Source organism: Pseudoxanthomonas sp. USHLN014 (genome assembly GCF_037153335.1).
GTDB classification, from domain to species: Bacteria; Pseudomonadota; Gammaproteobacteria; order Xanthomonadales; family Xanthomonadaceae; genus Pseudoxanthomonas_A; species Pseudoxanthomonas_A winnipegensis.
Map to the genome: position 1 here is coordinate 111,228 of NZ_JBBCKO010000005.1, position 24,035 is coordinate 135,262.

Sequence of the window (24,035 nt, forward strand, 5' to 3'; positions counted from 1 at the left end):
CGCCATCAGGCCTCGTCGTCCAGCGCCATGCGGAAGTACACCACGCGCTCGGTCTCGGCGAAGCCGCACGCTGCATGCGCGCGCTGCGCGGCCACATTGTCCAGCGCGGTGTCGGAGGCCAGCTCGGTACAGCCCTGTGCCTGCGCCCAGTGCCGCACCGCCGACAGCAGCGCGCGTCCGACGCCCTGGCCGCGCCAGCCCGCATTGACGTACCAGCCCTCCAGGAAGGCCACCGGCGAGCTGTCGGTGCCGTTGACGTAGTCGTTGCGCAGCGCGGCCTCGGCAAAGCCGACCGCCGTGCCGTCCGCGGCGAAGGCGAGGAAGTTGCCGGCATCGGCGCGCTGCAGCGCCTCGGCCACGTGCGCGCGGGCGTCCAGGTCCTGGTCGGGCCACAGCTCGCCCTGCAGGCTGGCCCAGGCGCGCAGGTCCTGCGCGCTGGCCGCGCGGATCGAGAACGCGGCGCTCAAGACAGCGGCGACAGGACGGTCGGCCGACGCACCGGCAGGCGCCGCAGGCGGCCGATCAAGGAAACAGCATCCGCTTGGACCAGTGGCCGTCCGGCGCGCGCTCGTAGCGCCAGCGCTCGTGCAGGCGGAACCTGGCCCCGTACCAGAACTCGAAGCTGTCCGGCACCACGCGAAACCCGGTCCAGCCATCCGGACGCGGCACCGGGCCGCCGTCGAACTCAGCCTCGACCTGGGCCAGGCGATCGTGGAATTCGGCCGCGTCCTTCAGCGTGTGCGACTGCGCCGAGGCCCAGGCGCCGAGCTGGCTCTCGCGCGGACGCGTGGCGAAGTAGGCGTCGGCCTCGGCGTCGGTGACCAGCTGCACGGCGCCTTCGATGCGCACCTGGATGCCGGCCTCGCGCAGCGTGCGCCACAGCAGCAGCAGCGCCGCGCGCGGATTGGCCTGCAACTCGCGGCCCTTCTGGCTGTCCAGATGGCTGTAGAACACCAGGCCGCGCGCGTCGTGCGCCTTGAGCAGCACGGTGCGCAGCGAGGGCTGGCCGTCCAGCGTGGCGGTGGCCACGCTCATGGCGTTGTACTCGGGCTCGGTGCCGCTCTGGCGGGCTTCTTCGTACAGGGCCGAAAAGGTATTCAGGGCTTCGGCGTACAGATCGACTTGCACTTCGCTCATCTGGTTGGATACGGCAGCGGCCCGCGGGCGGTGCGCTATTGTCGCCCGATGACGCATCCCACGCACGGCTTCCCCGATTCGCTGGTGTCCGCGGCGCTGCGCAGCGCGCGTGCGCTGCCGCAGGCGGTGCCGGTCTGGGGCCTGTCGGCGCTGCAGGGCACCGGCAAGTCCACGCTCGCCGCGCAATTGGCGCAGGCGGCGCGGCGCGAAGGCCTGCGCAGCGCGGTGCTGTCGCTGGACGACTTCTACCTGACCCGCGCCGCGCGCCAGGCCCTGGCGCGCCAGGTGCACCCGCTGCTGGTCACCCGCGGCCCGCCCGGCACCCACGACCTGCCGCTGGCCTTGCACACGCTGCAGGCCCTGCGCGAAGGCCGCCCGGTGGCGCTGCCGCGCTTCGACAAGCTGGCCGACGACCGCGCGGCCGAATCGACCTGGCCGCGGCTGGACGGGCCGGTGGATCTGGTGATCTTCGAGGGCTGGTGCCTGGGCACGCCGGCCCAGGCGCAGGCCGCCCTGGTGGCGCCGATCAACGCGCTGGAGCGCGACGAGGACCGCGACGCCACCTGGCGCAGCCACTGCAACGCCGCGCTGGCGCGCGACTACCCGGCGCTGTGGCGCACCTGCGACACGCTGTGGTTCCTGCAACCGCCGGGCTTTGAGCATGTCGTGAACTGGCGCTGGCAGGCCGAAGAAGGCCTGCAGGCCGAGCATCCCGAGCGCGCCGCCATGACCCGCCCGCAGCTGGAGCGCTTCGTCCAGCACTACGAGCGCGTTAGCCGCCAGGCGCTGCGCACCCTGCCGGCGCTGGCCGACCACGTGGTCCGCGTGGACGCGCAGCGGCGGGTGATCGCCGGCTGAGGCCGCAGTTTCGCCTGCAACGGCCGTGGCCGGCGCGCGCGAGGCGCCAGTATCATCCGGAGCGATGAATCCCGCCCCCAACCTCGTGATGGTCGGCCCGATGGGCGCCGGCAAGACCTCGATCGGCCGCCGCATCGCCGAACGCTTCGGCCTGCGCTTCGTCGATGCCGACCACGCCGTGGTCGAGGCCGCCGGGTCGAGCATCCCGGAGATCTTCGAGCGCGAGGGCGAGGCCGGCTTCCGCGCCCGCGAACGCGCGGCGCTGGCGCAGCTGCTGGCCGGCGAAGGCCAGGTCGTGGCCAGCGGCGGCGGCGCGGTGCTCGATGCGGACAACCGCGCGCTGATGCAGGCGCGCGGCTTCGTCATCTACCTGCGCGTCGACGTGGAGACCCAGCTGCGGCGCGTGGCCCGCGACCGCAACCGCCCGCTGCTGCAGAACGTCGACCGCCGCCAGGTGCTCACCGACCTGATCGCCGTGCGCGATCCCCTCTACCGCCAGGTCGCCGATCTGGTGCTCGACGCAGACCGCCTCACGCCGGGCGAAGCCACCGCCGCCCTGGTCGGGCGGCTGGCGCGCGACTGGCAACCCACCGGAGCTTCCACCGCATGACCCCCGCCACCCAGACCGTCCACGTCGGCGGCGACGCGCCCTACGCCATCCACATCGGCCCCAGCCTGCTGCGCGCCGGCGCGGAACTGGCCCAGCACGTGCGCGGCCGCCACGCGCTGCTGGTCAGCGATACCCACGTGGCGCCGCTGTACGCCGACGCGGTGGCGCAGGCGCTGAGCGAGGCGCGCCCGGAACTGCAGCTGGCGCGCTTCGTGCTGCCGGCCGGCGAGGAGTCCAAGACGCTGGCCCACTTCGGCGCGGCCATCGAGGCGCTGGCCGAACTGGGCGCCACCCGCGATGCCTGCGTGTTCGCCCTGGGCGGCGGCGTGGTCGGCGACCTGGCCGGCTTCGCCGCGGCGTGCTGGATGCGTGGGGTGGACGTGATCCAGCTGCCGACCACGCTGCTGTCGATGGTCGACTCGTCGGTGGGCGGCAAGACCGCGGTGGACATCCCGCAGGGCAAGAACCTGGTCGGCGCCTTCCATCCGCCGCGCGCGGTGTTCGCCGACACCACCGCGCTGACCACGCTGCCGCCGCGCGAACTGCGCGCCGGCCTGGCGGAGGTGGTCAAGTACGGCGCGCTGGGCGATCCGCTGTTCTTCGAGTGGCTGGAGGCCGAACACGCCGCGCTGCTGGACGGCGATGCCGGTGCGCTGGCCACCGCCATCGCGCGCAGCTGCGAGGCCAAGGCCGCGATCGTGGCGCGCGATCCGCTGGAAAAGGGCGAGCGCGCCCTGCTCAACCTGGGCCACACCTTCGGCCACGCCATCGAGACCGAACAGGGCTACGGCGGCGTGGCCAACGACAACCTCAACCACGGCGAGGCGGTGGCCGTGGGCATGGTGCTGGCCGCGCGGCTCTCGGCCAGGCTGGGCATGAGCGAGGCCGCCGACACCGAGCGCCTGATCGCGCTGCTCACCGCCTGCGGCCTGCCCACCGAGATCCCGCCCGGCCTGTCGCCGCAGGCCCTGCTGGCGCGCATGCGCCTGGACAAGAAGAACATCGCCGGCCGCCTGCGCCTGGTGCTGTGGCGCGGCATCGGCAAGGCCGAGGTGGTGCCCGACGTGGACGAGGCCCAGGTGCTGCCGGTGCTGGCCGGGATGGGCTGAGCCCGGGGCAGCATCTTCAGAGGCTGCCCTCGCGCTCGATCACCAGGATCCGCGCCGCGCCCTGCGGATGGGCGACGTGCTCGGTGCCTTCCGGCGCGTGGAAGACATCGCCGGCTTCCAGCAGCGCGGTCCGCTCGGCGCCGTCCTGGCGCCAGTGCATCCGCACGCGTCCGTCGAGCACGGCGAAGACCTCCTGCCCGTCGTTGACGTGCCAGACGTAGGGCTGATCGGTCCAGTGCAGGCGCACGCCGACGCCGTCGAGCCGCGCGATCGGCAAGGCCTCCCAGACGCGCGTTCCGGTGAAGTCGCGGCTGCGGATCACCGTCGGCGTCGGCTGGGTCGCACCGGCCCGTGCGCGCTGGTGGGAGCTCAGCACATTGTCCGGCTGCAGCGCCTGGCCGGCCTGCAGCGCCGCGATCCACGCCTCGGTGCTCACCACGGCGGCGAAGTTGCTGTGGAAGACCACGCTGAAGATGCGGTGGATCTCCTCCGCGCTGGCCTGGCCGGCGGCGTTGGCATAAGGCAGCGCGCCGCTGGCATCGCCCAGCACTTCCACACGCAGGCCGCGATGGAACGCCTCGAAGACGCTGGACGCGTTGCAGTTGTGGGTCATGTAGCCGACCACCGTCACGGTATCGATGTCGCGCGCGGCCAGCCACGCGGCCAGGTCGGTGGCGGTAAACACGCTGGGATGCGCCTTGAGGAGGTGGTGATCGCGCGGGCGGCCCGCCACGTCCGGATGCAGCGCCCAGGTGTCGCTGCCATCGGCGAACACCGGCGCGTCGGCCGCCATGGTGTGCTGGAACACGACCACCGGCACGCCCTGTGCGCGGGCGACGTCGATGGCGCGGACGATGTTGGGCAGCGATGCGGACACCGGCGGGTGGGCGATGCGCAGCTGGCCGGTGAAGTATTCGTTCTGGACGTCGATGACCAGCAGGGCGCGACGGGGAGCGGGCATGGCGGCAGCCTTTCGGTGGAGAAGGCGGCCAGTCTGGGCATCGGCCGCGGGGGCGACGAGTGGCCCGATGTGCGACTTTCGATAGAATCGGGCCATGTCGCCGCATCGCATCGCCGTGGTCGCCTTTGACCGCATCAGTCCCTTCCACCTGGCCGTGCCATGCCAGGTGTTCGAGTCGCGCCCGGAGCCGGACCTGCCCGCCTTCGAGCTGCGCGTCTGTGCGGCAGAGCCCGGTCCGCTGCGCACCGATGCCGGCTTCAGCGTGCAGCCGGCCCACGGACTGGAGGGGCTGGACGGCGCGGACACGGTGATCGTCCCCTCCTGGCGCGATCGGGACGAACCGGCGCCGGCGGTGCTGATCGACGCGCTGCGCCGCGCTCACGCCGCCGGTGCGCAACTGGTGGGGCTATGCCTGGGCACCTTCGTGCTGGCCGATGCCGGGCTGCTCGACGGCCGCCCGGCGACCACGCACTGGGCCGCGCTGGAGACCTTCGCCCGGCGCCATCCGCAGGTGCGGCTGCAGCCGGATGTGCTGTACGTGGATGACGGCGATGTGCTGACCTCGGCCGGCACCGTGGCCGGCATCGACTGCTGCCTGCATCTGGTGCGCCGCCTGCACGGCGCCGAGGTCGCCAACCGCATCGCGCGGCGGCTGGTGGTCGCGCCGCATCGCCAGGGCGGGCAGACCCAGTACATCGAGCAGCCGTTGCCCACCGACCCGGGCGATGCACGGCTGGCGCAGGTGCTCGAGTGGGCCATGACGCACCTGGACCAGCGCCTGGACGTGGACGCGCTGGCCGCGCGCGCGCTGATGAGCCGGCGCACCTTCACCCGGCGGTTCCGCCAGGCGACCGGCGCCAGCCTCGGCGACTGGCTGGCGCACCAGCGCCTGGCGCGCGCGCAGCGGCTGCTGGAAACCAGCGACCTGGCGCTGGATCGCGTCGCGGCCGAGGCGGGATTCGGCAGCGCCATCTCGCTGCGCCAGCGCTTCGCCGCGACGCTTGGCACTTCGCCCTCGGCCTATCGGCGCAGCTTTCGCGGTTGAACCAGAGCGGCTTGGCTACAATCGCCGCCATGCGCGTCCTTCTCCAGCAACACCCCAGCGTGGGCCAGACGCCCCGCTACCTGCAGCTGACCCTGCAGCCGGACCTGTTCGGCGGCTGGGAGCTGCTGCGCGAGGCCGGCCAGGTCGGGGGGCGCGGACAGCTGCGACGCGAGCAGTTCATGGCCCAGGCCGAGGCCACCGCCGCGTTCGAGAAACTGCGCGACACGCACATCAAGCGCGGCTATCAGGTGATGTTCGTGCACGGCTTCGAGGCGCCGCGCGCCTAGCCATGCAGCCGGTCCTCGACACGGCGCGCCTGCGGCTGCGTCCGTACCTGCCTTCGGACGCGGCCGACGTGCAGCGCCTGGCCGGCGATGCGCGCGTGGCCGACACCACGGCCAATATTCCTCACCCCTACCCCGACGGCGCGGCGCAGGCCTGGATCGCCGGACTTGCACCGGCGCTGGCCGCCGGCACGCGCATCGCCTACGCGATCACGCTGCGCCAGGACGGTGCCCTGATCGGCACGGTCGATCTGCACGAGATGTCCCGCATCCACGCGCGGGCGATGCTGGGCTACTGGATCGGCGTGCCGTACTGGGGCCAGGGCTATGCCACCGAAGCGACGCGCCGCCTGATCGATCATGGCCACACTGCGCTCGGCCTGAGCCGCATCGGCGGCGCCTGCCTGGCGCGCAATCCGGCCTCGGCGCGGGTCATGGAGAAGGCCGGCCTGCGCCTGGAAGGCCGCCTGGTGGCACACGAATGCAAGCACGGGGTCTTCGAGGACCTGCTGCTGTACGGCCTGATCCTGCCGGGCCGCGTCCCCGCGCCCTCCCCCGCCTGATTCCCTCTCTTTACGGAAGACCTGCCTTGTCCCTGCCGCCGCTCAAGAACGACCGCCTGCTGCGCGCCCTGCGCCGCCAGCCCACCGATCGCACGCCCGTATGGCTGATGCGCCAGGCCGGGCGCTACCTGCCCGAGTACCGCGCCACCCGCGCGCGCGCCGGCAGTTTCTTGGGGATGGCCAAGCACCCGGAGATCGCCTGCGAGGTCACGCTGCAGCCGCTGGCGCGCTTCGAGCTGGACGCGGCGATCCTGTTCTCCGACATCCTCACCATCCCCGATGCGATGGGGCTGGAGCTGTATTTCGTCGAAGGCGAAGGTCCCAAGTTCCGCCACACCGCACGCAGCGCCGACGAGGTCGCGCGCCTGGGTGTGCCGGACATGGAGACCGAGCTGCGCTACGTCATGGACGCGGTGCGCCTGATCCGCCGCGAGCTGGACGGCCGCGTGCCGCTGATCGGCTTCTCCGGCAGCCCGTGGACGCTGGCCTGCTACATGGTCGAAGGTGGCGGCAGCAAGGACTTCGCCCGGATCAAGGCGATGGCGCTCAACGACCCGGACACGCTGCATGCCCTGCTCAAGGTCAACACCGATGCGGTGATCGCCTACCTGGCCGCCCAGCACGCGGCCGGCGCGCAGGCGCTGCAGGTGTTCGACACCTGGGGCGGCGTGCTGAGCCCGGCCATGTACCGCGAGTTCTCCCTGCCCTACCTGCAGCGCATCGCCGCCGAGCTGGAGCGCGGACACGGCGTCGAGCGCGCGCCGCTGATCCTGTTCGGCAAGGGCAACGCCGCGCACCTGGAGGCGCTGGCCGCCAGCGGCACCGAGGCGGTCGGCGTGGACTGGCTGGTGGAACTGGAGGAAGCCGCGCGCCGCACCGCCGGCACGGTGGCGCTGCAGGGCAATCTCGACCCGGCGGTGCTGTACGGCTCGCCCGCGGCGATCGACGTGCAGGTCAAGCGCGTGCTGGACAGCTACGCCGCCGGCAACGGCGGCTCGCGCGATGGTCACGTCTTCAACCTCGGCCACGGCATGTCGCCGGACATGAACCCCGATCACGTCACCGCACTGGTCCAGGCCGTGCATCGGCACAGCGCGCGCTGACGCGCGACAGCCTGGCGCGCGACTTCGCGCGCCGGGCTTCAGCCGCGGGCCATCGCCTGGCGCTCCTGCTGCTGCGCCTGATCCTGCGGCTGCTGCATCGTCAGCAACTGGGCGCCGGTCTGCTGCGCGTGCGGCGCGGGCTGACGCAGATCCACGCCGGCGCGCTGGCCCGGCTGATCGCCCGCCAGCCACAGGGTCTGGTCGTGGACGCCGACCTGCCGCAAACGCTCGACCGTGATGCCTTCCTGACGCGCCAGCAGCGTGGCCCGGGCGAGATGGTCTTCGCTCACGCCGGCCGGGGCGCGGTCCCGGATCGCGGCGAAGAGCGGCGTATCGGGATGGCCGGCATGGCCCAGCTGCGGCGGCGAGGTCGCGGCGGTGTTGAAGTCGACCTTCGGTGCGGCCGGCGATGGCGCGCCCAGGGCAGGCGCCCGCGGTGTCTGCACCGCGGCGCCTTCCAGCTGCCCGGGCAGCGGCGAGAACGACAGCGCACGTCCGCGCGCCTCTTCGCCCGAGCGCAGCGCGACGGTGTACAGGGTCGAAGGCAGGCCGGCCAGCGTGCTGGGGTTGTGGATCAGGTCGACGGCGAAGCGTTCCGGCGTGCGCTGACCGCCCTGGGGCGTCGGCTCGGCCAGCAGGCGGATCGCATCGTTGCCGCCGGTGCGCGCGATGTTCTGGTTGGCACGCAGGGTCTGCGCCTGCAGCCCCGCCATCTCCTGCTCGGTGAAGCGCAAGGTGGCCTCCTGGCCGGCCTTGAACGGCGTCGCGCCCTCGCGTCCGTAGACCGCGTTGAGTTGACCGGCCTGGGTGGCGTCCGGAGTGAAGCGATAGCGATAGCTGCGCTCGCCCGGCGTGCCATCGGCGGCGAAGGACTGGTCGATCCGCAGGCTGACATCGTGCTCGCGGTAGCGCAGCGTGCGCGAGACCTCGGCGCTGCCGTCGCCGTGCACGGTGCGCACGGCCTGGCCGCTGTTGACGCCGCTCGATAGCGAGGTCGAGCGTGCGCCCAGGCCAAGATCGACCTTGCCTTCCGAACGCAGGTCCAGGCGCGAGACCGTGCTGACCTCGGACAGCCCGGGCGCATCGCGTTCGGGCATGACGCCGGAGCGCATGAAGGCGTCGTAGGCCTGGCGGCCCTGCGGATTGGACAGATCGAACTGCGCGGTGTGCAGCGTCCCGCCGGAGACGTGATCCTCACGTCCGAGCATGGCGCTGGCCGGGCCGAGTTTCAGGCCGACGCCGTGGTAGGCCTCCACCGCTTCGCGCGGGCCGGCCACGACGCGCACGCACTGGCCTTCCAGTGCTTCGATCGAGACCTGGACGCCCTGCTCCTGCCCGACACGATCCCGGGTGGCCAGCTGCCGCAGCCGGGTGCCGACCTCGACACTGCCGGTGTGCGCCGCGTCCATGCTGATGCGTGTACCCACCGGCATCGACGCCGGGTCGAAGGGATTGATCGAACGCGGGTCGATCTCGCGCGCGGCACGCTCGGGCACCGCGGCCTCGAACCTGACCGTGCCGCCCTCCTGCACGCGGGCGTCGACGCCGAAGCCGCGCGCCGCCGCGTTGCCTTGAACGAAGCCGCTCAGACGGCCTTCGAGCGTGTAGCGCACCTGGCCCTCGGCGTGGGTGATCGCGCCTTCGACCCTGGCATCGAGCCCGGCCTTGAGGTGTTCGCCGCCCGCGCGCAGCTGGCCTTCGGCCTGCGCACCGTGCTCGGTCAGCCGGCCATCGAGTTTGCCGGTGATCGCCGCGGGCGGCGGATCGGCACGGACAGCGGACAAGGGCGGCGTGGAGGACTCATCCATGACGAGGGCTCGACAGCGGATCGGAGGCGCGATGCTACCAAGCGCTGTACGGCATCCTTACCGAAGCGCGCGCAAACCTAGACGGAATGCTCACCAGCCCACCTCACCGACACAGCGCCGCGATCGCCTCCTCGAGCAGGTCGCCGGTGACCGGCTTACGCAGAAAGCCGTCGAAGCCGGCGGCGCGCGCCAGCGGTTCTGCCTCGGCATCGGCGCGGGCGGTGACCGCCAGCAGCGGCAGGTCCAGGCCCTGGGCGCGCAGCTGGGTGGCCAGGGCCAGGCCATCCAGGCCGGGCAGGTCGAGATCGAGCAGGGCGATGTCGAAGCGCTCCACGCGCGCCTCGGCCAGGGCCGCCAGCCCGTGCGCCACCGCACGCACGCGGTGGCCGCGCGTCTGCAGCAGGCCGCTGATGACCGCGGCGACGGTGGGGTCGTCCTCGACCAGCAGCACGGACAGCGGTTGCACCTGCTGTGCGGGGCGATCGCGTACCGCCGGCTCCGGTGCATCTTCCGAGGCAGGCAGCGGCAGGTGCGCCAGGAAGCGCGTGCCCTGCCCCGGCGCGCTGTCCACCGTGATCCGCCCGCCCATGGCCTGTGCCAGCTCCTGGCAGATCGCCAGGCCCAGGCCGCTGCCGCCGTAGCGCGCGGTGGTGCGTGCGCCCTCGGCCTGCTCGAAGCGCTGGAACAGCCGCGCCTGCTGTTCGGCGCTCATGCCCGGCCCGGTATCGCTGACGATCAGCACAACGCCCGCCTCTGCCGCCTGCACGTGCAGCTCGACACGGCCGCGCGCGGTGAACTTGACCGCATTGCCCAGCAGGTTCATCGCGATCTGGCGCACGCGCAGCGGGTCGCCGCGCAGCGCGCGCGGCACGTCCGCGTCCACCTGCCAATCGAAGGCCAGGCCCTTGCGCTCGGCGTTGGGTGCGATGAGCGCGGCGACCTCGCCCAGCAGATCGCGCAGGTCGAAATCCTGCACGTCCAGCGCCAGCCGTCCGGCCTCGATGCGGGCCAGGTCCAGTGCGTCGTTGACCAGTCGCAGCAGATGCGTGCCGGCCTTCTGGATCGCCGCCACGTAGGCCTGCTGATGCGTGTCCAGCGACGTGGCGGCAAGCAGTTCGCTCATGCCCAGCACGCCGGTCATCGGCGTGCGCACCTCATGCCCCAGTGTGGCCAGGAAGTGGGTCTTGGCCTGCGAGGCCTGTTCGGCCAGCACGCGCCTGTGCTGGGCCATCTGCCATTCGCTGCGCCGCTGCACGCGGCGTCGATACGCCCAGGCGCCGGCCAGCAGCAGGCACAGCCCCAGCAGCGAGAGCACGAGCAGGCCGGGCACGCTGCGCCACCACGGTGGGGCCACGCTGAAATGCAATCGATGCACGGCGGAGGCATTGCCGCTGGCGTCGAAGCCCTGCAGCGCCAGCGTGTAGTCGCCCGGCGCCAGCGCGGAGAGCACGCGATCGCCGCTGGCGCCCTGATCGACCCAGTCCGGATCCAGGCCGAGCAGGCGCGAGCGGTAGCGGCTGCCGGCCACATCGTCGAAGGCCAGCAGCCGCATGCCCACGCGCAGCTCGCGATCGTCCGGCCGCAGGCGCGGCGTCGGCGCGGGCAGCGCCTCGATGCGGCCCTCGCGCACGACCGTGGGCGGACGCAGCAGCAGCGGCGGCGAGAGCGCGGCGCGGTCGGGCGTGGCCGGGTCGATCAGCACCAGCGCGCCATCGCTGGTGGTCGAGGCGAGCACGCCGCTTTCGAGCCGGTACAGGCATTTTTCGAGGAACTCCTGGCTGCTCAGTCCGTCGCGCACGCCGAAGGTGCGTACCACCGCGCGCTGCGGATCGGACACGTCCACGCGCAGCAGGCCGCGCTGGGTGGCCAGCCACAGCCGGCCCTGGCCGTCGCGCTGCATGCCGTTGGCGCTCACGTTGGGCAGACCGGCCTCGATGCGGCGCGACAGCTGCCAGCGGCCCTCGCGCCATTGCCAGCGTTCCAGTTCCCCGATGCGGAACACCCACAGCGCCTGCGCCGATTCGGGCACGAAGCCGGACACCTCCAGCGCGCCGTCCGGCCCGTCCACCGGCAGCAGGCGCCGCGTGGCCGGCTCCCAGCGCAGCAGGCCGGTGCCGCTGGCGATCCAGGGTTCGCCATCGGGCCCCAGGCGCAGCTGCTGGAAGGCCAGTTCGTGGCCGGTGACGGGATGCCGGGCGAATGCGTCCAGGACCTCGCCGCTGCGGCCATCGCGACGCTGCACCGCGCCCGGCGTGCCCAGCCACAGATCGCCGCGCCCATCCTCCAGCAGGGTCTCGGGCGCGAACGCCACCTGCCCGGCGCTGTGCAGCGGCCAGTCGCGGCGCGCGCCGGTGGCCAGATCCAGCCGCACCAGGACGGCCGGGCGCACGCCCAGCCACAGCGCGCCGCGCCGGTCCTGCACCGCGCTGGTCAGGCCCAGATGCAGCGGGTCGATGCCGCGGAAGGCGGTCACCGTCACCGCGCCGCTGCGGCTGTCGACCTGCTCCAGCGTGCCGGCCGCGTCGGTCTGCCACAGCACGCCTTGGCGGCCGGGAGCCACACTGCAGTACGGGCTGATCGAGGTGCCCTTGGCCGCCGGCAGCACGGCCATGCGCCGCCAGTCCGGGCGCAGATAGGCCAGGCCCTTGCCGACCACGCCCATCCACAGCCCACCGCCGGCCACGGCCTGGAAGCTGGTGACGAAGTGGCGGTCGAACAGCCCGTCGCGATCGCGCACCCACTGCGGCGCCCGCGCGCCATGCGTCAGCCACAGGCCGTTGGCGGTGCCGAGCCAGGATTCGCCGTCGCCCGCATCGGCGGCGGCCAGGATCTGATTGGCGCCCTCGAACATCGCCGACCACGGCGGCGTGCGCCAGACCTCGTCGCGGCCCAGGACGCGCGGCCCGGCGCGGGTGCCGGCCCACAGCGTGTCGCCGACGCGGGTCAGCGAGAGCACGGCCAGCGCGCCGGGGCCGCCTGCGGGCAGCGCGTGGAGTCGGCCGCCCTGCACATAGGCCAGCCCGGCTTCGGTGCCGACCCAGAGCCGGCCGCGCGCATCGACGGCCAGGCTGGTGACCACATCCGAGGGCAGCACGCCGTCGGTGTTGGCGTGGTCGAAGCGGGTCAGCGCGCCGTCGGCGTCGATGCGGTACAGGCCGCCGCCGTTGGTGCCGAACCAGACTTGATCGTCCAGGCCGGCGATGGCGTACACGTCGTCGCTGCGCATCTGCGGGTACTGCGCGCGGCGGTAGTGGCGGAAGCCGCGGCGTCCGGCGTCGAGCACGCTCAGGCCGGCGCTGGCCACCCAGACCTGGTCGTGCGGATCGACATACAGCGCCTGCTGCAGGTTGCCGGCCACCGAGGCGGGGTCGCGCGGGTCGTGCTGCCAGACGGTGAACTCGGTGCCGTCGAAGCGCGCCAGTCCGTCGTAGGTGGTCAGCCACAGGTAGCCGGTGCGATCGGTGGCCAGGGCGGTGATCGAGGTCGAGGGCAGGCCTTCGGCGGTGGCGGTCAGGCGGAACGCGGGCCGCTGCGGCACCTGCGCGTGGGCCTTCGCCACGGCGCAGCACAGCGCCAGCGTCCAGAGCACACGGCGCAGCCCCTCGCACCGGCATTCCATGCTTCGGCTCACTCCATCGATGTCCCCGGTTCATCCTCGCAACGCGCATCGGCGTGTGCAAGCGCTTGTGCTGTTCGGAACGGCAAAAAATGGGGTCTCTTCCGGATGGATTTGGGCGCGTGCGTTCCTGCTTCCTTCGGAGGGGCATCGGTCCGGCGGGCGGGAGCCTCGAACGTGATGCCAGAAGGCTCCGGATCGAAAGTCGAAAGGAATCCGGATCCATCGGGCGTGGACCTCGCCTCAATCCCGGTGGAGGCCGCCCCCTGTAGAGCGGAGCTTGCTCCGCTGAGGCCTTTCCGACGAACCGTCCGCTGCGGGCCTTTCCCACGAACCGAGCGTAGAGCAGCGGAGTCCCCAAGAGGGGATTGCCACAAGCTCCGCTCTACAGGCAGACCGCTGCGGATTTGACGGGACGGTCCCCTTTGCAGGGACGCGAATCGAGCTTCGCGGCTTCGCGCGAAAGTCGCCGGGTTCCCGCGTTCGCGGGAACGACGACAAGAGCAGCAGCGCTACTCCTTGCGCAGATTGGCTGCCGCGCGCGCGGCGGTCATCGCGGCGGCCAGCAGTTCGCCGGTCACCGGCTTGCGCAGGAAGGCGTCGAAGCCGGCCTCGCGCGCCTGCACTTCGGCCTGCGCGTCGGCGCGCGCGGTCACCGCCAGCAGCGGCTGGGCGAAGCCCTGGCGGCGCAGTTCGCGCGCCAGCGCCAGCCCGTCCATGCCGGGCAGGTCCAGATCGAGCAGGGCGATATCGACCGGCGCCAGCGCCAGTTCGGTCAGCGCGGCCAGCCCGTGCGGCACGGCGCGCACGCGGTGGCCGCGGGCCTGCAGCAGGCCGACAATCACCTCGGCGATGGTGGCGTCGTCCTCGACCAGCAGCACCGACAGCGGCACCTCGACGGCGTCGGCCTGGACCGCGCCGACCGCATCGCCCTGCGCCACCGGCAGCGGCAGATCGACCACGAAGCGCGTGCCCTCGCCCGGGGTGCTCTCCACCGCGATGCCGCCGCCCATCGCCGCGGCCAGCTCCTGGCTGATCGCCAGCCCCAGGCCGCTGCCGCCGTAGCGGGTGTGCGCACCGTCGCCCTGCTCGAAGCGACGGAACAGCCGCGCCTGCTGCTCGGCGTTGATGCCCGGGCCGGTGTCGCTGACCACCAGGCGCAGGCCCTGCCCGTCCAGGGGCAGCGCCTGCAGGCGGACCTGCCCGCGCTCGGTGAACTTGACCGCGTTGCTCAGCAGGTTGAGCAGGATCTGGCGCACGCGCACCGCATCGCCGCGCAGCGCGGCCGGCAGGCGCGGATCGATCTCGCTGGTGAAGGTCAGGCCGCGCCGTTCGGCCATCGGCGCGGTCAGCGCGACCACTTCGTCCAGCAGTTCGCGCAGGTCGAAGTCCTGCTGATCCAGCTCCAGGCGGCCGGCCTCGATGCGCGCCAGGTCCAGCGCGTCGTTGACCAGCCGCAGCAGGTGGCGACCGGCGTTCTGGATCGAGCGGATGTAGCGGTGCTGGCGCTCGTCCAGCTTTGTCGCCAGCAGCAGTTCGCTCATGCCCAGCACGCCGGTCATCGGCGTGCGCACCTCGTGGCCGAGCGTGGCCAGAAACTGGGTCTTGGCCTGCGAGGCCTGCTCGGCCACGCTGCGCCTGTGCTGGGCCATCTGCCATTCGGTGCGGCGGCGCAGGCGTCGGCGGTAGGCGTGCATCCACCAGGCGATCAGCACGATCAGCAGGCCGACCATGCAGGCCACGCCCCACGGGCTCTGCCACCACGGCGGGGCCACGCGGAAACGCAGCGTCTTGACCTGCGACCACACGCTGTCGCTGCTGCGGCCCTGCACTTCCAGCGCGTAGCGGCCCGGCGGCAGGCGCGAGAAGATGCGCTCGCCGGTGTTTCCCACCTCGACCCAGCCCGGGTCGTAGCCGCTGAGGCGGAAGCGGTAGGTGGTGCCCTCGGCGCCGGTGAAGGACAGCAGGCGCGCGATCACGTGCAGGTCGCGGTCCTCGCTGTCCAGCAGCGGATGGCCGACATGGGTCAGGTCCAGGCCGCGATCGCCGCGGCGCACGCCGACGAATTCGAACTGCAGGTCCGGCCGTCGCGCCGAGGGCACCAGCCGCGCCGGGTCGAACAGCACCAGGCCGTCGGGCGTGGCCATCGACAACTGGCCACTGACGGCCTGGACCAGGGTGCCGTGGCGGATCTCGGGGTTCGGCAGGCCGTCGCGCACGCTGTAGGTGCGCACCGTGCCCTGGATCGGATCGACCCGCGCCAGGCCGCGGCTGGAGATGGTCCACACCACGCCGCGCGCGTCCACGCGCATCCCGGTCGGGGCGATGGACGGGAAATCCTGGGCGATGCCGATCGACTGCCGCCAGCGCAGGCGATGGCCATCCCAGGCGTAATGGTCCAGCTGGCCCATGCGCCCGGTCCACAGGCTGCCGTCGGCGGCCAGGTCCAGCGAGAACACGGGCTGATCCGGCGCGCCGGGCACGGCGGCCAGGCGCCCACGCGCGGCATCCCAGGTCAGCACGCCCTGGTTGGTGGCCAGCCACAGGCGCTGGTCGGCGTCGCAACGCATCTGCTGCACGACCAGGCCGGAGGGATAGTCGGCGGTGCCGCGTTCCAGATTGCGCAGCACATGGCCCTGCTCGTCGCGCAGCTGCAGGCCGGCCGAGTTGGTGCTGATCCACAGCTGCGCGCCGCAGCGGCGCAGTTCGACGATGCCGCCGGGCAGCGGCTTGTCGCGGGCATCGTCCACGGTCCACTCGCGCCGCTGGCGGGTGGCCGGGTCGTAGCGCAGCAGCTTGTCGATCAGCCCGACCCAGACCCGGCCCTGGCTGTCCTCCTCCACCGACTGCGGCCAGTTGACCGGATCCAGCGGCTGGATGTGCTGCTCCACCCGGCCGGTCGCCGGATCCAGCCAGTCCAGCGCGCCGCGGGTGCCGACCAGCCACAGCCCGCCGCGTCTGGACGGCGCCTGCGCCAGCACGAACGGGTTGGTCATGGTGCTCGGGTCGCTGGCGTCGTTGGTGAGCACGGCGAACTGGCGCCAGTTGGCCGGCAGATGCCACAGCCCCGCGTTGAGGCTGGCGAACCACAGGCCGCCGTCGCGGTCCTCGTAGCCGCCCATCCAGTTGGGCTTGACCACGCCGCGCGCCGAGACGCTGTACAGCGGCACGTTGCGCACCGTACCGTCGGCGGCCTTGTAGCCCATGCCGGCGGCGGTATCGAGCCAGTAGGTGCCGGCGATGTCGCGCAGCATGGTCTGCAGGATCGGGATGTGGGTGACCGACCGCCACGGGTCGCGCACCCAGCTGCCGTCGGGCTTGCGCAGCGACACGCCGCGGCTGGTCGCCACCCACAGGCTGCCGTCGGCCTCGACCGTGAGGCGGTTGATCGTGGGCGAAGGCAGCGCCGTCGATGGCACGCGTTCGAAGTCATGCCCGGTCCAGCGCGCCAGGCCGCTGCGCGTACCCACCCACAGACTGCCGTCAGGCGTCACCGCCATGTGCACCACATCGCGCCCGGGCAGCGCGCGCGGGTCGTCGGGCCGGGCCCGGTAGAGCTCGAAGCGCCCGTCGGGCAGGCGCCGGGTCAGCCCGCCGGCCGAGGTGCCGAACCACAGGCTGCCATCCGGCGTGGCCGAGATGCACCAGATGGAATTGCTGCGCAGCTGCGGGGTGTTGGCGCGGTTGTAGAAGCGGAAGTTGCGGCGATCGGCGTCGAAGACCGCTACGCCCTCGTTCTCGGTGCCGATCCACAGCTGGTTCTGCGCATCGACGTAAAGCGCCCACAGCTGGTTGTCCCTGAGCCCGTGCTCCATCCGCCAGATGCGGAAGCCGCGCCCGTCATAGCGCGCCAGGCCGTCGCTGCTGGCCATCCACAGATAACCCAGGTGGTCCTCGGCGAAGGCGGTGATGGTGGCGCTGGGCAGGCCGTCGGCCACGCCCATCTGCCGCGGCTGCGGGGTGAGCGGGACAAGCGCGCCCGCCAGCCCGCTCCAGGCCAGCAGGCTCCACAACACGATCGCGCGTCCCCACATCCGGATCTCTTCCTTCACCCGCCTGCGCGCGCCATCACGACCCGCCTGCGGGCCATCGTGCAGGCCCGTGGCCGGCGCTGGCAACTGCGCACACCGCGGGTACGGCTAGAACGCCATTGCGCGCCGCGCAGTGGAATGTTGCCGCAGGGCCCGAAGCGCGCGACCGGCGGCATGCCTAGAATCCCCCCATGCCCACCCCATCCCGCCTCCGCACGCTGCGTTCGCACCTCTGCCTGCTCGTCGCCCTGGCCATGCCGGGCGCCGCCTGGGCCGCCAGCGAGACCTACCAGCTCGATCCGGTCCACACCCGGGTGCTGTTCTCCGTCTCGCACGCCGGCTTCTCGCAGGCGATGGGCACGGTCTCGGGCAGCACCGGGCTGATCGAATTCGACCCCGACGACTGGAGCCGCGCGCGCGTGCAGGTCAGCGTGCCGCTGGACCGCGCCGATCTGGGCGATGCGGCCTGGAACAAGGCCGTGGCCGCCTCCAACCTGCTCGACGTCAAGGACCATCCGCGCGCCGAATTCGTCTCCACCCGGGTCATGCCGCGCGGCGGCGACCACTTCGACGTGGTCGGCCAGCTGACCCTGCACGGCGTCACCCGCGAGGTCACCCTGGCGGTGACCTTCAACCAGCTCAAGCGCCATCCGCTGCCGCCGTTCCGGCGCACGGTGGGCTTCTCGGCCACCTCCACGCTCAGCCGCGCGGCCTTCGGCATCGATGCCTGGCCCTCGGTGATCGGCGATGCGGTGCAGCTGAACCTGCAGGTGGAGGCCACGCGCACGCGCGAGGCGCTCGAACCCGCCGCCGCCACGCCCGCCGACGCCGCCTCCCCGTCCACGCCCGCCCAGGAACCCGCCACGCCATGACCCGAGCCAACGCCCAACGCTGGGGCGCCGTCAGCCAGACCCTGCACTGGCTGATCCTGCTGTTGCTGCTGGTGCTGTGCGTGGTCGGCCTGACCATGGGCGACCTGCCGCGCACGCCCAAGTACTTCTGGGTCTATACCGCGCACAAGTCGCTGGGCATCACCGTGCTGGTGCTGGTGGCGCTGCGCCTGGCCTGGCGCCTGTACGCCGGCGCGCCGCCGGCGGTGCCGGGCACGCCGCGCTGGCAGCACGCCATCGCCACGCTGACCCATGTGCTGCTGTATGGCGTGATGTTCGCCATGCCGCTGTCGGGCTGGCTGTACGACTCGGCCAGCGGGCTGCGGCCGTTCAAGTTCTTCGGCCTGTTCGAGATGCCCAAGCTGGTCGCGCCCGACGAACACCTGCGCCACCTGGCCCATTCGGCGCACGAATGGGGCCTGTACGTGCTGATCGTGCTGGTGGCGCTGCACGCCGGCGCGGCGTTCTACCACCACCTGTTCCAGGGCGACGCCACGCTCGCCCGCATGCTGCCGCGCGGCTGGTTGCGCGTGTCGGCCCAACCGAAGGATGCATGACATGTCCCGCCATTTCCTCAGCCCCGCCCTGACCGCCGCCGCCCTGGTGGCCGCCTTCGTCGCCGCCCCGGCCCGCGCCGCCACCTACGTGCAGGCGCCCGGCTCGACGCTGGTGTTCGCCAGCAGCTACGACGGGGAGACCTTCACCGGCAAGTTCGGCAAGTTCGACACCAAGGTCAGCTTCGACCCGGCCCACCCGGAGCTGGGCACGATCGACGTCACCATCGGCCTGGCCGGCACCAGCAGCGGCAACGGCGACCGCGACTCGACCCTGGCCAGCGCGGACTTCTTCGACGTGGGCAAGTTCGCCCAGGCCACCTACAAGGCCAAGGGCTTCAAGTCGCTGGGCGGCGATCGCTACAGCACCGACGGCGTGCTGACCCTGCGCGGGGTCTCCAAGCCGGTGACGCTGACCTTCGTTTGGACACCGGGCGCACAGCCCACGCTGGCCGGCAAGGCCACGGTCAAGCGCCTGGACTTCGGCGTCGGCGGCGGCGACTGGAAGGACACCAAGACCATCCCCGACGCGGTGGCCATCAGCACCAAGGTCGTGCTCAAGCCCGGCAGCTGAGCGGGAAAGGATTGGTGGGGGCCGCCACGGCGGCGATGGAGCTTTCCCGTTAAAGCCCTATCGCCGCCGTGGCGGCTCCCACCTGTAGAGCGGAGCTCGCTCCGCTGGGACCGTCCCCACGAACCGAACGAAGCGCAGCGGAGTTCCCAAGAGGGGATTGCCACAAGCTCCGCTCTACAGGCAGGCCGCTGCGAGATTTGAAGAGACAGTGGCTCCCACAATGCGGGGAAGCACTAGGCCAGAGGTGCGCATGACTTCCCGGCCATGCGGGGTCGGCACGCGCGGCGCATCGTGCCGACACTTTCCTTGCCAGGCCTTCGAGCATGCGTGCGTCCCTGATCGCGATGTTGTTGTCCGCCGCGCTGTCCCTGCCCGCGGCCGCCGCGCCGTCCGCCCTGCCGGCCACGCCGGAAGACGCCCTGCGCCAGTACCAGCAGGCCGAACTCGACTTCGACCTGGAGCGCCTGCGCCAGGTGCTGGATGCCTCGTTCGTCGAGATCAGCCCGCTGGGCCAGGTGGACGAGCACGACGCGGTGCTCTCGTTCTACGCACCGGACAAGAAGGTCGCTGCGCCGCCGGTGACGATGGACGAGGTGGTCGTGCGCGCGCATGGCGACGCCGCAGTGCTCTCGGCGCAGCTGCACTACGTGGTCGGCGAGCGCGCGATGGCGATGCGCCTGGGCGCCACCGCCAAACGCACGCCGCAGGGCTGGGTGCTGGTGTCCGCGCAGTACACGCCGATCAAGGCGAGCACGCCGCCGCCGGCGCGCTGAGCCTGCCGGGCCCTCAGCGCGCCAGGAAGGCGCGCACCGCTTCGATGGTGAAGGGCCAGTCCAGTTCGGCCTGCGAGCGCGCGTCGCGCAGCACCGGCACGCGCAGGCCGTAGCGCGCCTCCAGCGCGGCATCGTCGTCGATGAACACGCTGGCCGGCTCCGGCACGCGCGCCGCGGCCAGCACGGCCAGGGCCGCATCGCACAGGTGGCAGTCGTCGCGCTGGTAGAGCAGCAGGTCGGTCATGCGGGCGTGGCAGGCAGGCGAGCGGCTGAGTTAACCCGCGCGGAGATGCCGCGTCGAGTGCTGGCAGCGGCGTTGCTCTGGAGCGGACCGGCAACGGGGTTTGAATATCGAAATTAAGTGCGCGGCGGCTGGCCTACAATGCCCAGCAAGCCCTCATCCCGTCGATAATTTCGATTTTATGGACGCCGCCGTTTCCGGCACCCTGGCCAGCCGCATCCACCAGCAGCTGCGGCACGACATCGTGCGCGGCCGGCTCAAGGCCGCCGCCAAGCTGAAGCTGGCCGAGCTGCAGCAGCGCTACGGCATCGGCCTGGCGCCGCTGCGCGAGGCGCTGGCGCGCCTGTGCGGCGAGCAGCTGGTGGTCAGCGCGGACCAGCGCGGCTTCTGGGTGGCGCCGCTGTCGCTGCAGGAGCTGGACGACATCGCCAAGGTGCGCGTGCTGGTGGTGGACGAGGCGATGAACGACTCCATCCTGCACGGCGATGCGGCCTGGGAGGCGCAGGTGGTCCAGGCGCTGGACGCGCTGGCGGCGATCGAACGCGACCTCTCCGGCAGCACCACCCAGCCGCCGGGCGATGTGCTGGACGAACTGGAGGCGCGCAACTTCGCCTTCCACCGCGCCCTGCTCGGCGCCTGCCGCTCGCCCTGGCTGCTGCGCCTGCAGGACATGTTCTATCACCAGGCCGAGCGCTACCGGTACGCCGCCCTGCCGCGCGCCCGCGACAAGCGCTTCTCGCTGGACGAGCACATGGCCATCGCCGATGCGGCCCTGGCGCGCAACGTGATCAAGGCCTGCCGCCTGCACGACGAACACATGGCCCGCACCCACGCCAGCGTGCGCGCGGCGCTGGCCCGCCACCTGCAGCCCGATGCGCCAGCGCCGCAGGCGCGCGCCTTGCGCTGACCTCATCAACGCAACCCCTGCCTGGAATCCACCGTGGCCGTCAGTACCTTCGACCTGTTCAAGATCGGCATCGGGCCGAGCTCCTCCCACACCGTCGGGCCGATGCGCGCGGCCGAGCGCTTCGTGCACCGCTGGCTGCTCGATCCGGGCCAGCTGGCGCGTACCGCGCGGCTGCGCGCCGAGGTGTTCGGCTCGCTGGCGCTGACCGGCCGCGGCCACGGCACCGACAAGGCCGTGCTGCTGGGCCTGGAAGGCCACCGCCCGAACCTGATCGACCCGGACATCATCCCCGCCACCCTGGCGCGCATCCGCGGCGAGAAGCGCATCCGGCTGATGGGCCAGCACGCCATCGATTTCGACGAGAAGCGCGACCTGGTGATGAACAAGCGCCAGAAGCTGCCGTTCCACACCAACGGCATGCGCTTCTCCGCCTTCGACGCCGCCGACAACGTGATCGCCACGCGCGACTATTACTCGGTCGGCGGCGGCTTCGTGGTCAATGCCGACGAGGCCGCCGAGGACCGTATCGTCGCCGACGAGACCGCCCTGCCGCATCCCTTCGCCAGCGGCGATGCGCTGATCGCGCGCAGCAACGAGACCGGCCTGTCCATCGCCCAGCTGATGTTCGAGAACGAGCAGGTCTGGCGCAGCCCGGAGGAGATCCGCGAGGGCCTGCGCGAGCTCTGGAGCGCCATGCAGTCCTGCGTGGCGCGCGGCATCCGCCAGGAAGGCACCCTCCCCGGCGGCCTGCACGTGAGCCGGCGCGCGCCGGCGCTGTACCGCGAACTGTCCTCCAAGCCCGAGGCGGCCATGCGCGATCCGCTGACCACGCTGGACTGGGTCAACCTGTACGCCCTGGCGGTCAACGAGGAGAACGCCGCCGGCGGGCGCGTGGTCACCGCGCCCACCAACGGCGCGGCCGGCATCATCCCGGCGGTGCTGCATTACTTCGACCGCTTCTGCGCCGGGGCCGACGAGGCGCGCGTGTTCGACTTCCTGCTGACCGCCGCGGCGGTGGGCATCCTCTACAAGGAGAACGCCTCGATCTCCGGCGCCGAGGTCGGCTGCCAGGGCGAGGTCGGCGTGGCCTGCTCGATGGCCGCCGCCGGCCTGACCGCGGCGCTGGGCGGCAATACCAGCCAGATCGAGAACGCCGCCGAGATCGGCATGGAACACAACCTGGGCCTGACCTGCGACCCGATCGGCGGCCTGGTGCAGATCCCCTGCATCGAGCGCAACGCGATGGGCGCGGTCAAGGCGATCAACGCCAGCCGCATGGCCATGCGCGGCGACGGCAAGCACAAGGTCAGCCTGGACAAGGTGATCCGCACCATGCGCGACACCGGCCGCGACATGCGCGACAAGTACAAGGAAACCAGCCGCGGCGGCCTGGCGGTGAACGTCATCGAGTGCTGACCGGCGCGGGGACGCGCCGTCGCTGATGCGTTCCCGGCTGGCGCTCGCGCCTGTCATCCAGTGCGTCCCGCGGACTGGGACACGCCGGCACGCCTGCGCGAGGTCCTCACTGCGGCCTCGCCCGGGCCTGCCTACGCTGCGCCTCTCGTCCCTCCACTGGAGTCGCGCATGCCGCGTTCGTTCCTGGCCCTGTGCCTGGCCGCCCTGGCCGCGCCCGCCCTCGCCCAGCAGCAGCCCGCCTACGGCCCGCGCCTGGAAGGCTTCGACTATCCGCATCCGGTCCAGCGCTACGCCTTCAGCGCGCAGCGGCAGGACCTGGAAATGGTCTACATGGACGTGGCGCCGACCGGCCAGGCCAACGGCCAGACCGCCGTGCTGCTGCATGGCAAGAACTTCTGCGCCGCCACCTGGGAGGACACGATCGTAGCCCTGACTAGGTCCGGCTATCGGGTGATCGCGCCGGACCAGGTGGGCTTCTGCAAGTCGTCCAAGCCGCGCCATTACCAGTTCTCGCTGGCCGGGCTGGCGGACAACACCCATGCGCTGCTGACCAGTCTGGGCATCGACAAGGCGGTGATCGTCGGTCACTCGATGGGCGGCATGCTGGCGATCCGCTACGCGCTGATGTTCCCGGGCGAGGTCAGCCACCTGGCGCTGGTCGACCCGATCGGGCTTGAGGACTGGAAGGCCGTCGGCGTGCCCTACCAGAGCGTGGACCAGTGGTATGCCGGCGAGCTGAAGACCAGCTTCGAGAGCATCAAGCAGTACCAGATGGACGTGTACTACGCCGGCACCTGGAAGCCGGCCTTCGAGCGCTGGGCGCGCATGCAGGCCGGCCTGTACGCCGGCGCCGGCAAGGAGATCAACGCCTGGGACCAGGCGCTGACCTACGACATGGTCTACAACCAGCCGGTGGTCTACGAGCTGCCCCGGATCGCCGTGCCGACCACCTTGTTCATCGGCCTCAAGGACCGCACCGCGATCGGCAAGGGCAAGGCGCCGCCGCAGATCCGCGCTGCGCTGGGCAACTACCCGGTGCTGGGCAAGCGCGCGGCCGCGGCGATCCCAGGCGCGAAGCTGGTCGAGTTCGACGACCTGGGGCACTCGCCGCAGGTGCAGGATCCGGCGCGTTTCAATGCGGCGCTGCTGAAGGCGCTGGCGCCATGACGAGTGTGCGCCGCGTCGCGTTTCTCGATGTCTGGGCGCGAATCCGAAGCGAAGTCACAGTTTCGCCCGCGAAGTTGGCACGCCCCATGCGCGATCCCTCCCCATGCATTCCAACCAATGCCAGGGGACAGGCCGTGCTACCCGATTCCATGACCGCAAGATGCTTCTGCTGCGACCAAAAACTGTATTTCGCGCCAGATTCTGACGCGGGCCGCGTGATCGAACGCTACGGCATCGTGGTGTGCGCCACGTGCTTCGAAAGCAGCGCCAGCGGCTGGAGCGCCGAGCACGAGCCCCGCGTGCTGCAGCAGCTGCAGCTCAGCCGCCTGGCGCCCCCGGCGCGCAACGCCCACGGGCTGCTGCCGCGCGACTGACGCGCGCAGCCATG

22 protein-coding genes are annotated in these 24,035 nt (G+C 71.9%); 15 read left to right on the forward strand and 7 right to left on the reverse strand.

Going from position 1 to position 24,035, the window contains the following annotated elements; genetic code table 11:
- Positions 1 to 5 precede the first annotated feature (5 nt).
- Complete coding sequence (aac(6'), locus tag WFQ05_RS11060) at positions 6 to 467, reverse strand: aminoglycoside 6'-N-acetyltransferase (RefSeq protein WP_337053857.1); 462 nt, start codon at positions 465 to 467, stop codon at positions 6 to 8.
- A 55-nt stretch (positions 468 to 522) separates the two neighbouring features.
- A complete protein-coding gene (gene pdxH, locus WFQ05_RS11065; RefSeq protein WP_130561537.1) occupies positions 523 to 1,137 on the reverse strand; it encodes a pyridoxamine 5'-phosphate oxidase in 615 nt (204 codons plus the stop codon).
- Positions 1,138 to 1,185: 48 nt separating this feature from the next.
- On the opposite strand from pdxH, the gene WFQ05_RS11070 reads away from it, so the two are divergent.
- The 3 genes from WFQ05_RS11070 (at position 1,186) to aroB (ending at position 3,714) form a co-directional block, all read left to right on the forward strand.
- Positions 1,186 to 1,995: a kinase gene (locus WFQ05_RS11070; protein ID WP_337053858.1), complete on the forward strand. Its 810-nt coding sequence runs from the start codon at positions 1,186 to 1,188 to the stop codon at positions 1,993 to 1,995.
- 64 nt (positions 1,996 to 2,059) lie between these two features.
- Positions 2,060 to 2,605, forward strand: coding sequence for a shikimate kinase (locus tag WFQ05_RS11075; RefSeq protein WP_337053859.1), 546 nt, complete (start codon positions 2,060 to 2,062; stop codon positions 2,603 to 2,605).
- A complete protein-coding gene (gene aroB, locus WFQ05_RS11080; RefSeq protein WP_337053860.1) occupies positions 2,602 to 3,714 on the forward strand; it encodes a 3-dehydroquinate synthase in 1,113 nt (370 codons plus the stop codon). Before WFQ05_RS11075 ends, aroB begins: the two co-directional genes overlap by 4 nt.
- Before the next feature lie 16 nt (positions 3,715 to 3,730).
- Here aroB and WFQ05_RS11085 read toward each other — a convergent pair whose 3' ends face one another.
- On the reverse strand, positions 3,731 to 4,675 hold the full coding sequence (locus WFQ05_RS11085; RefSeq protein WP_337053861.1) for an isochorismatase family protein: 945 nt from the start codon (positions 4,673 to 4,675) through the stop codon (positions 3,731 to 3,733).
- A 94-nt stretch (positions 4,676 to 4,769) separates the two neighbouring features.
- Here WFQ05_RS11085 and WFQ05_RS11090 point away from each other — a divergent pair, with 94 nt between their 5' ends.
- The 4 genes from WFQ05_RS11090 to hemE are packed head-to-tail and all read left to right on the forward strand — an operon-like array spanning position 4,770 to position 7,670.
- Positions 4,770 to 5,720, forward strand: a complete 951-nt coding sequence (locus WFQ05_RS11090; protein ID WP_130535184.1) for a helix-turn-helix domain-containing protein — start codon at positions 4,770 to 4,772, stop codon at positions 5,718 to 5,720.
- A 29-nt stretch (positions 5,721 to 5,749) separates the two neighbouring features.
- A complete protein-coding gene (locus tag WFQ05_RS11095) occupies positions 5,750 to 6,007 on the forward strand; it encodes a WGR domain-containing protein (RefSeq protein WP_130517162.1) in 258 nt (85 codons plus the stop codon).
- Between the two features lie 2 nt (positions 6,008 to 6,009).
- Positions 6,010 to 6,567, forward strand: a complete 558-nt coding sequence (locus WFQ05_RS11100; protein WP_337053862.1) for a GNAT family N-acetyltransferase — start codon at positions 6,010 to 6,012, stop codon at positions 6,565 to 6,567.
- A 32-nt stretch (positions 6,568 to 6,599) separates the two neighbouring features.
- The gene (gene hemE, locus WFQ05_RS11105; RefSeq protein ID WP_337053954.1) at positions 6,600 to 7,670 is read left to right on the forward strand and encodes a uroporphyrinogen decarboxylase; all 1,071 of its coding nucleotides are present in this window, start codon (positions 6,600 to 6,602) and stop codon (positions 7,668 to 7,670) included.
- 38 nt (positions 7,671 to 7,708) lie between these two features.
- Here the strand turns inward: hemE and WFQ05_RS11110 are convergent, their stop codons facing one another.
- From WFQ05_RS11110 to WFQ05_RS11120, 3 genes are all read right to left on the reverse strand, one after another.
- Positions 7,709 to 9,478: a hypothetical protein gene (locus WFQ05_RS11110; protein ID WP_337053863.1), complete on the reverse strand. Its 1,770-nt coding sequence runs from the start codon at positions 9,476 to 9,478 to the stop codon at positions 7,709 to 7,711.
- A gap of 103 nt (positions 9,479 to 9,581) precedes the next feature.
- On the reverse strand, positions 9,582 to 13,076 hold the full coding sequence (locus WFQ05_RS11115; protein ID WP_337053955.1) for an ATP-binding protein: 3,495 nt from the start codon (positions 13,074 to 13,076) through the stop codon (positions 9,582 to 9,584).
- A gap of 530 nt (positions 13,077 to 13,606) precedes the next feature.
- Positions 13,607 to 17,128 (reverse strand): two-component regulator propeller domain-containing protein, encoded by a 3,522-nt coding sequence (locus WFQ05_RS11120; RefSeq protein ID WP_337053864.1) that lies wholly within the window; start codon positions 17,126 to 17,128, stop codon positions 13,607 to 13,609.
- Between the two features lie 188 nt (positions 17,129 to 17,316).
- Here WFQ05_RS11120 and WFQ05_RS11125 point away from each other — a divergent pair, with 188 nt between their 5' ends.
- The 4 genes from WFQ05_RS11125 (at position 17,317) to WFQ05_RS11140 (ending at position 19,916) form a co-directional block, all read left to right on the forward strand.
- Positions 17,317 to 17,997 (forward strand): YceI family protein, encoded by a 681-nt coding sequence (locus WFQ05_RS11125; protein ID WP_337053865.1) that lies wholly within the window; start codon positions 17,317 to 17,319, stop codon positions 17,995 to 17,997.
- Entirely contained in the window at positions 17,994 to 18,572 is a 579-nt protein-coding gene (locus WFQ05_RS11130) for a cytochrome b (RefSeq protein ID WP_337053866.1), read from the forward strand. The genes WFQ05_RS11125 and WFQ05_RS11130 overlap by 4 nt, the downstream gene beginning before the upstream one ends.
- Position 18,573: 1 nt before the next feature.
- Entirely contained in the window at positions 18,574 to 19,143 is a 570-nt protein-coding gene (locus WFQ05_RS11135; RefSeq protein ID WP_130524259.1) for a YceI family protein, read from the forward strand.
- Between the two features lie 323 nt (positions 19,144 to 19,466).
- Positions 19,467 to 19,916 (forward strand): nuclear transport factor 2 family protein, encoded by a 450-nt coding sequence (locus WFQ05_RS11140; protein WP_337053867.1) that lies wholly within the window; start codon positions 19,467 to 19,469, stop codon positions 19,914 to 19,916.
- 13 nt (positions 19,917 to 19,929) lie between these two features.
- On the opposite strand, the gene WFQ05_RS11145 is transcribed toward WFQ05_RS11140, so the two are convergent.
- On the reverse strand, positions 19,930 to 20,160 hold the full coding sequence (locus WFQ05_RS11145; RefSeq protein WP_130524261.1) for a glutaredoxin family protein: 231 nt from the start codon (positions 20,158 to 20,160) through the stop codon (positions 19,930 to 19,932).
- A 178-nt stretch (positions 20,161 to 20,338) separates the two neighbouring features.
- Here WFQ05_RS11145 and WFQ05_RS11150 point away from each other — a divergent pair, with 178 nt between their 5' ends.
- From WFQ05_RS11150 to WFQ05_RS11165, 4 genes are all read left to right on the forward strand, one after another.
- Entirely contained in the window at positions 20,339 to 21,064 is a 726-nt protein-coding gene (locus tag WFQ05_RS11150; protein ID WP_337053868.1) for a GntR family transcriptional regulator, read from the forward strand.
- A 33-nt stretch (positions 21,065 to 21,097) separates the two neighbouring features.
- A complete protein-coding gene (locus WFQ05_RS11155) occupies positions 21,098 to 22,480 on the forward strand; it encodes an L-serine ammonia-lyase (protein ID WP_337053869.1) in 1,383 nt (460 codons plus the stop codon).
- Positions 22,481 to 22,648: 168 nt separating this feature from the next.
- Positions 22,649 to 23,647 carry an alpha/beta hydrolase gene (locus WFQ05_RS11160; protein ID WP_337053870.1) on the forward strand — a complete coding sequence of 333 codons (999 nt, stop codon included), beginning with the start codon at positions 22,649 to 22,651 and terminating at the stop codon, positions 23,645 to 23,647.
- A gap of 215 nt (positions 23,648 to 23,862) precedes the next feature.
- On the forward strand, positions 23,863 to 24,021 hold the full coding sequence (locus tag WFQ05_RS11165) for a hypothetical protein (protein WP_165394628.1): 159 nt from the start codon (positions 23,863 to 23,865) through the stop codon (positions 24,019 to 24,021).
- Positions 24,022 to 24,035 lie beyond the last annotated feature (14 nt).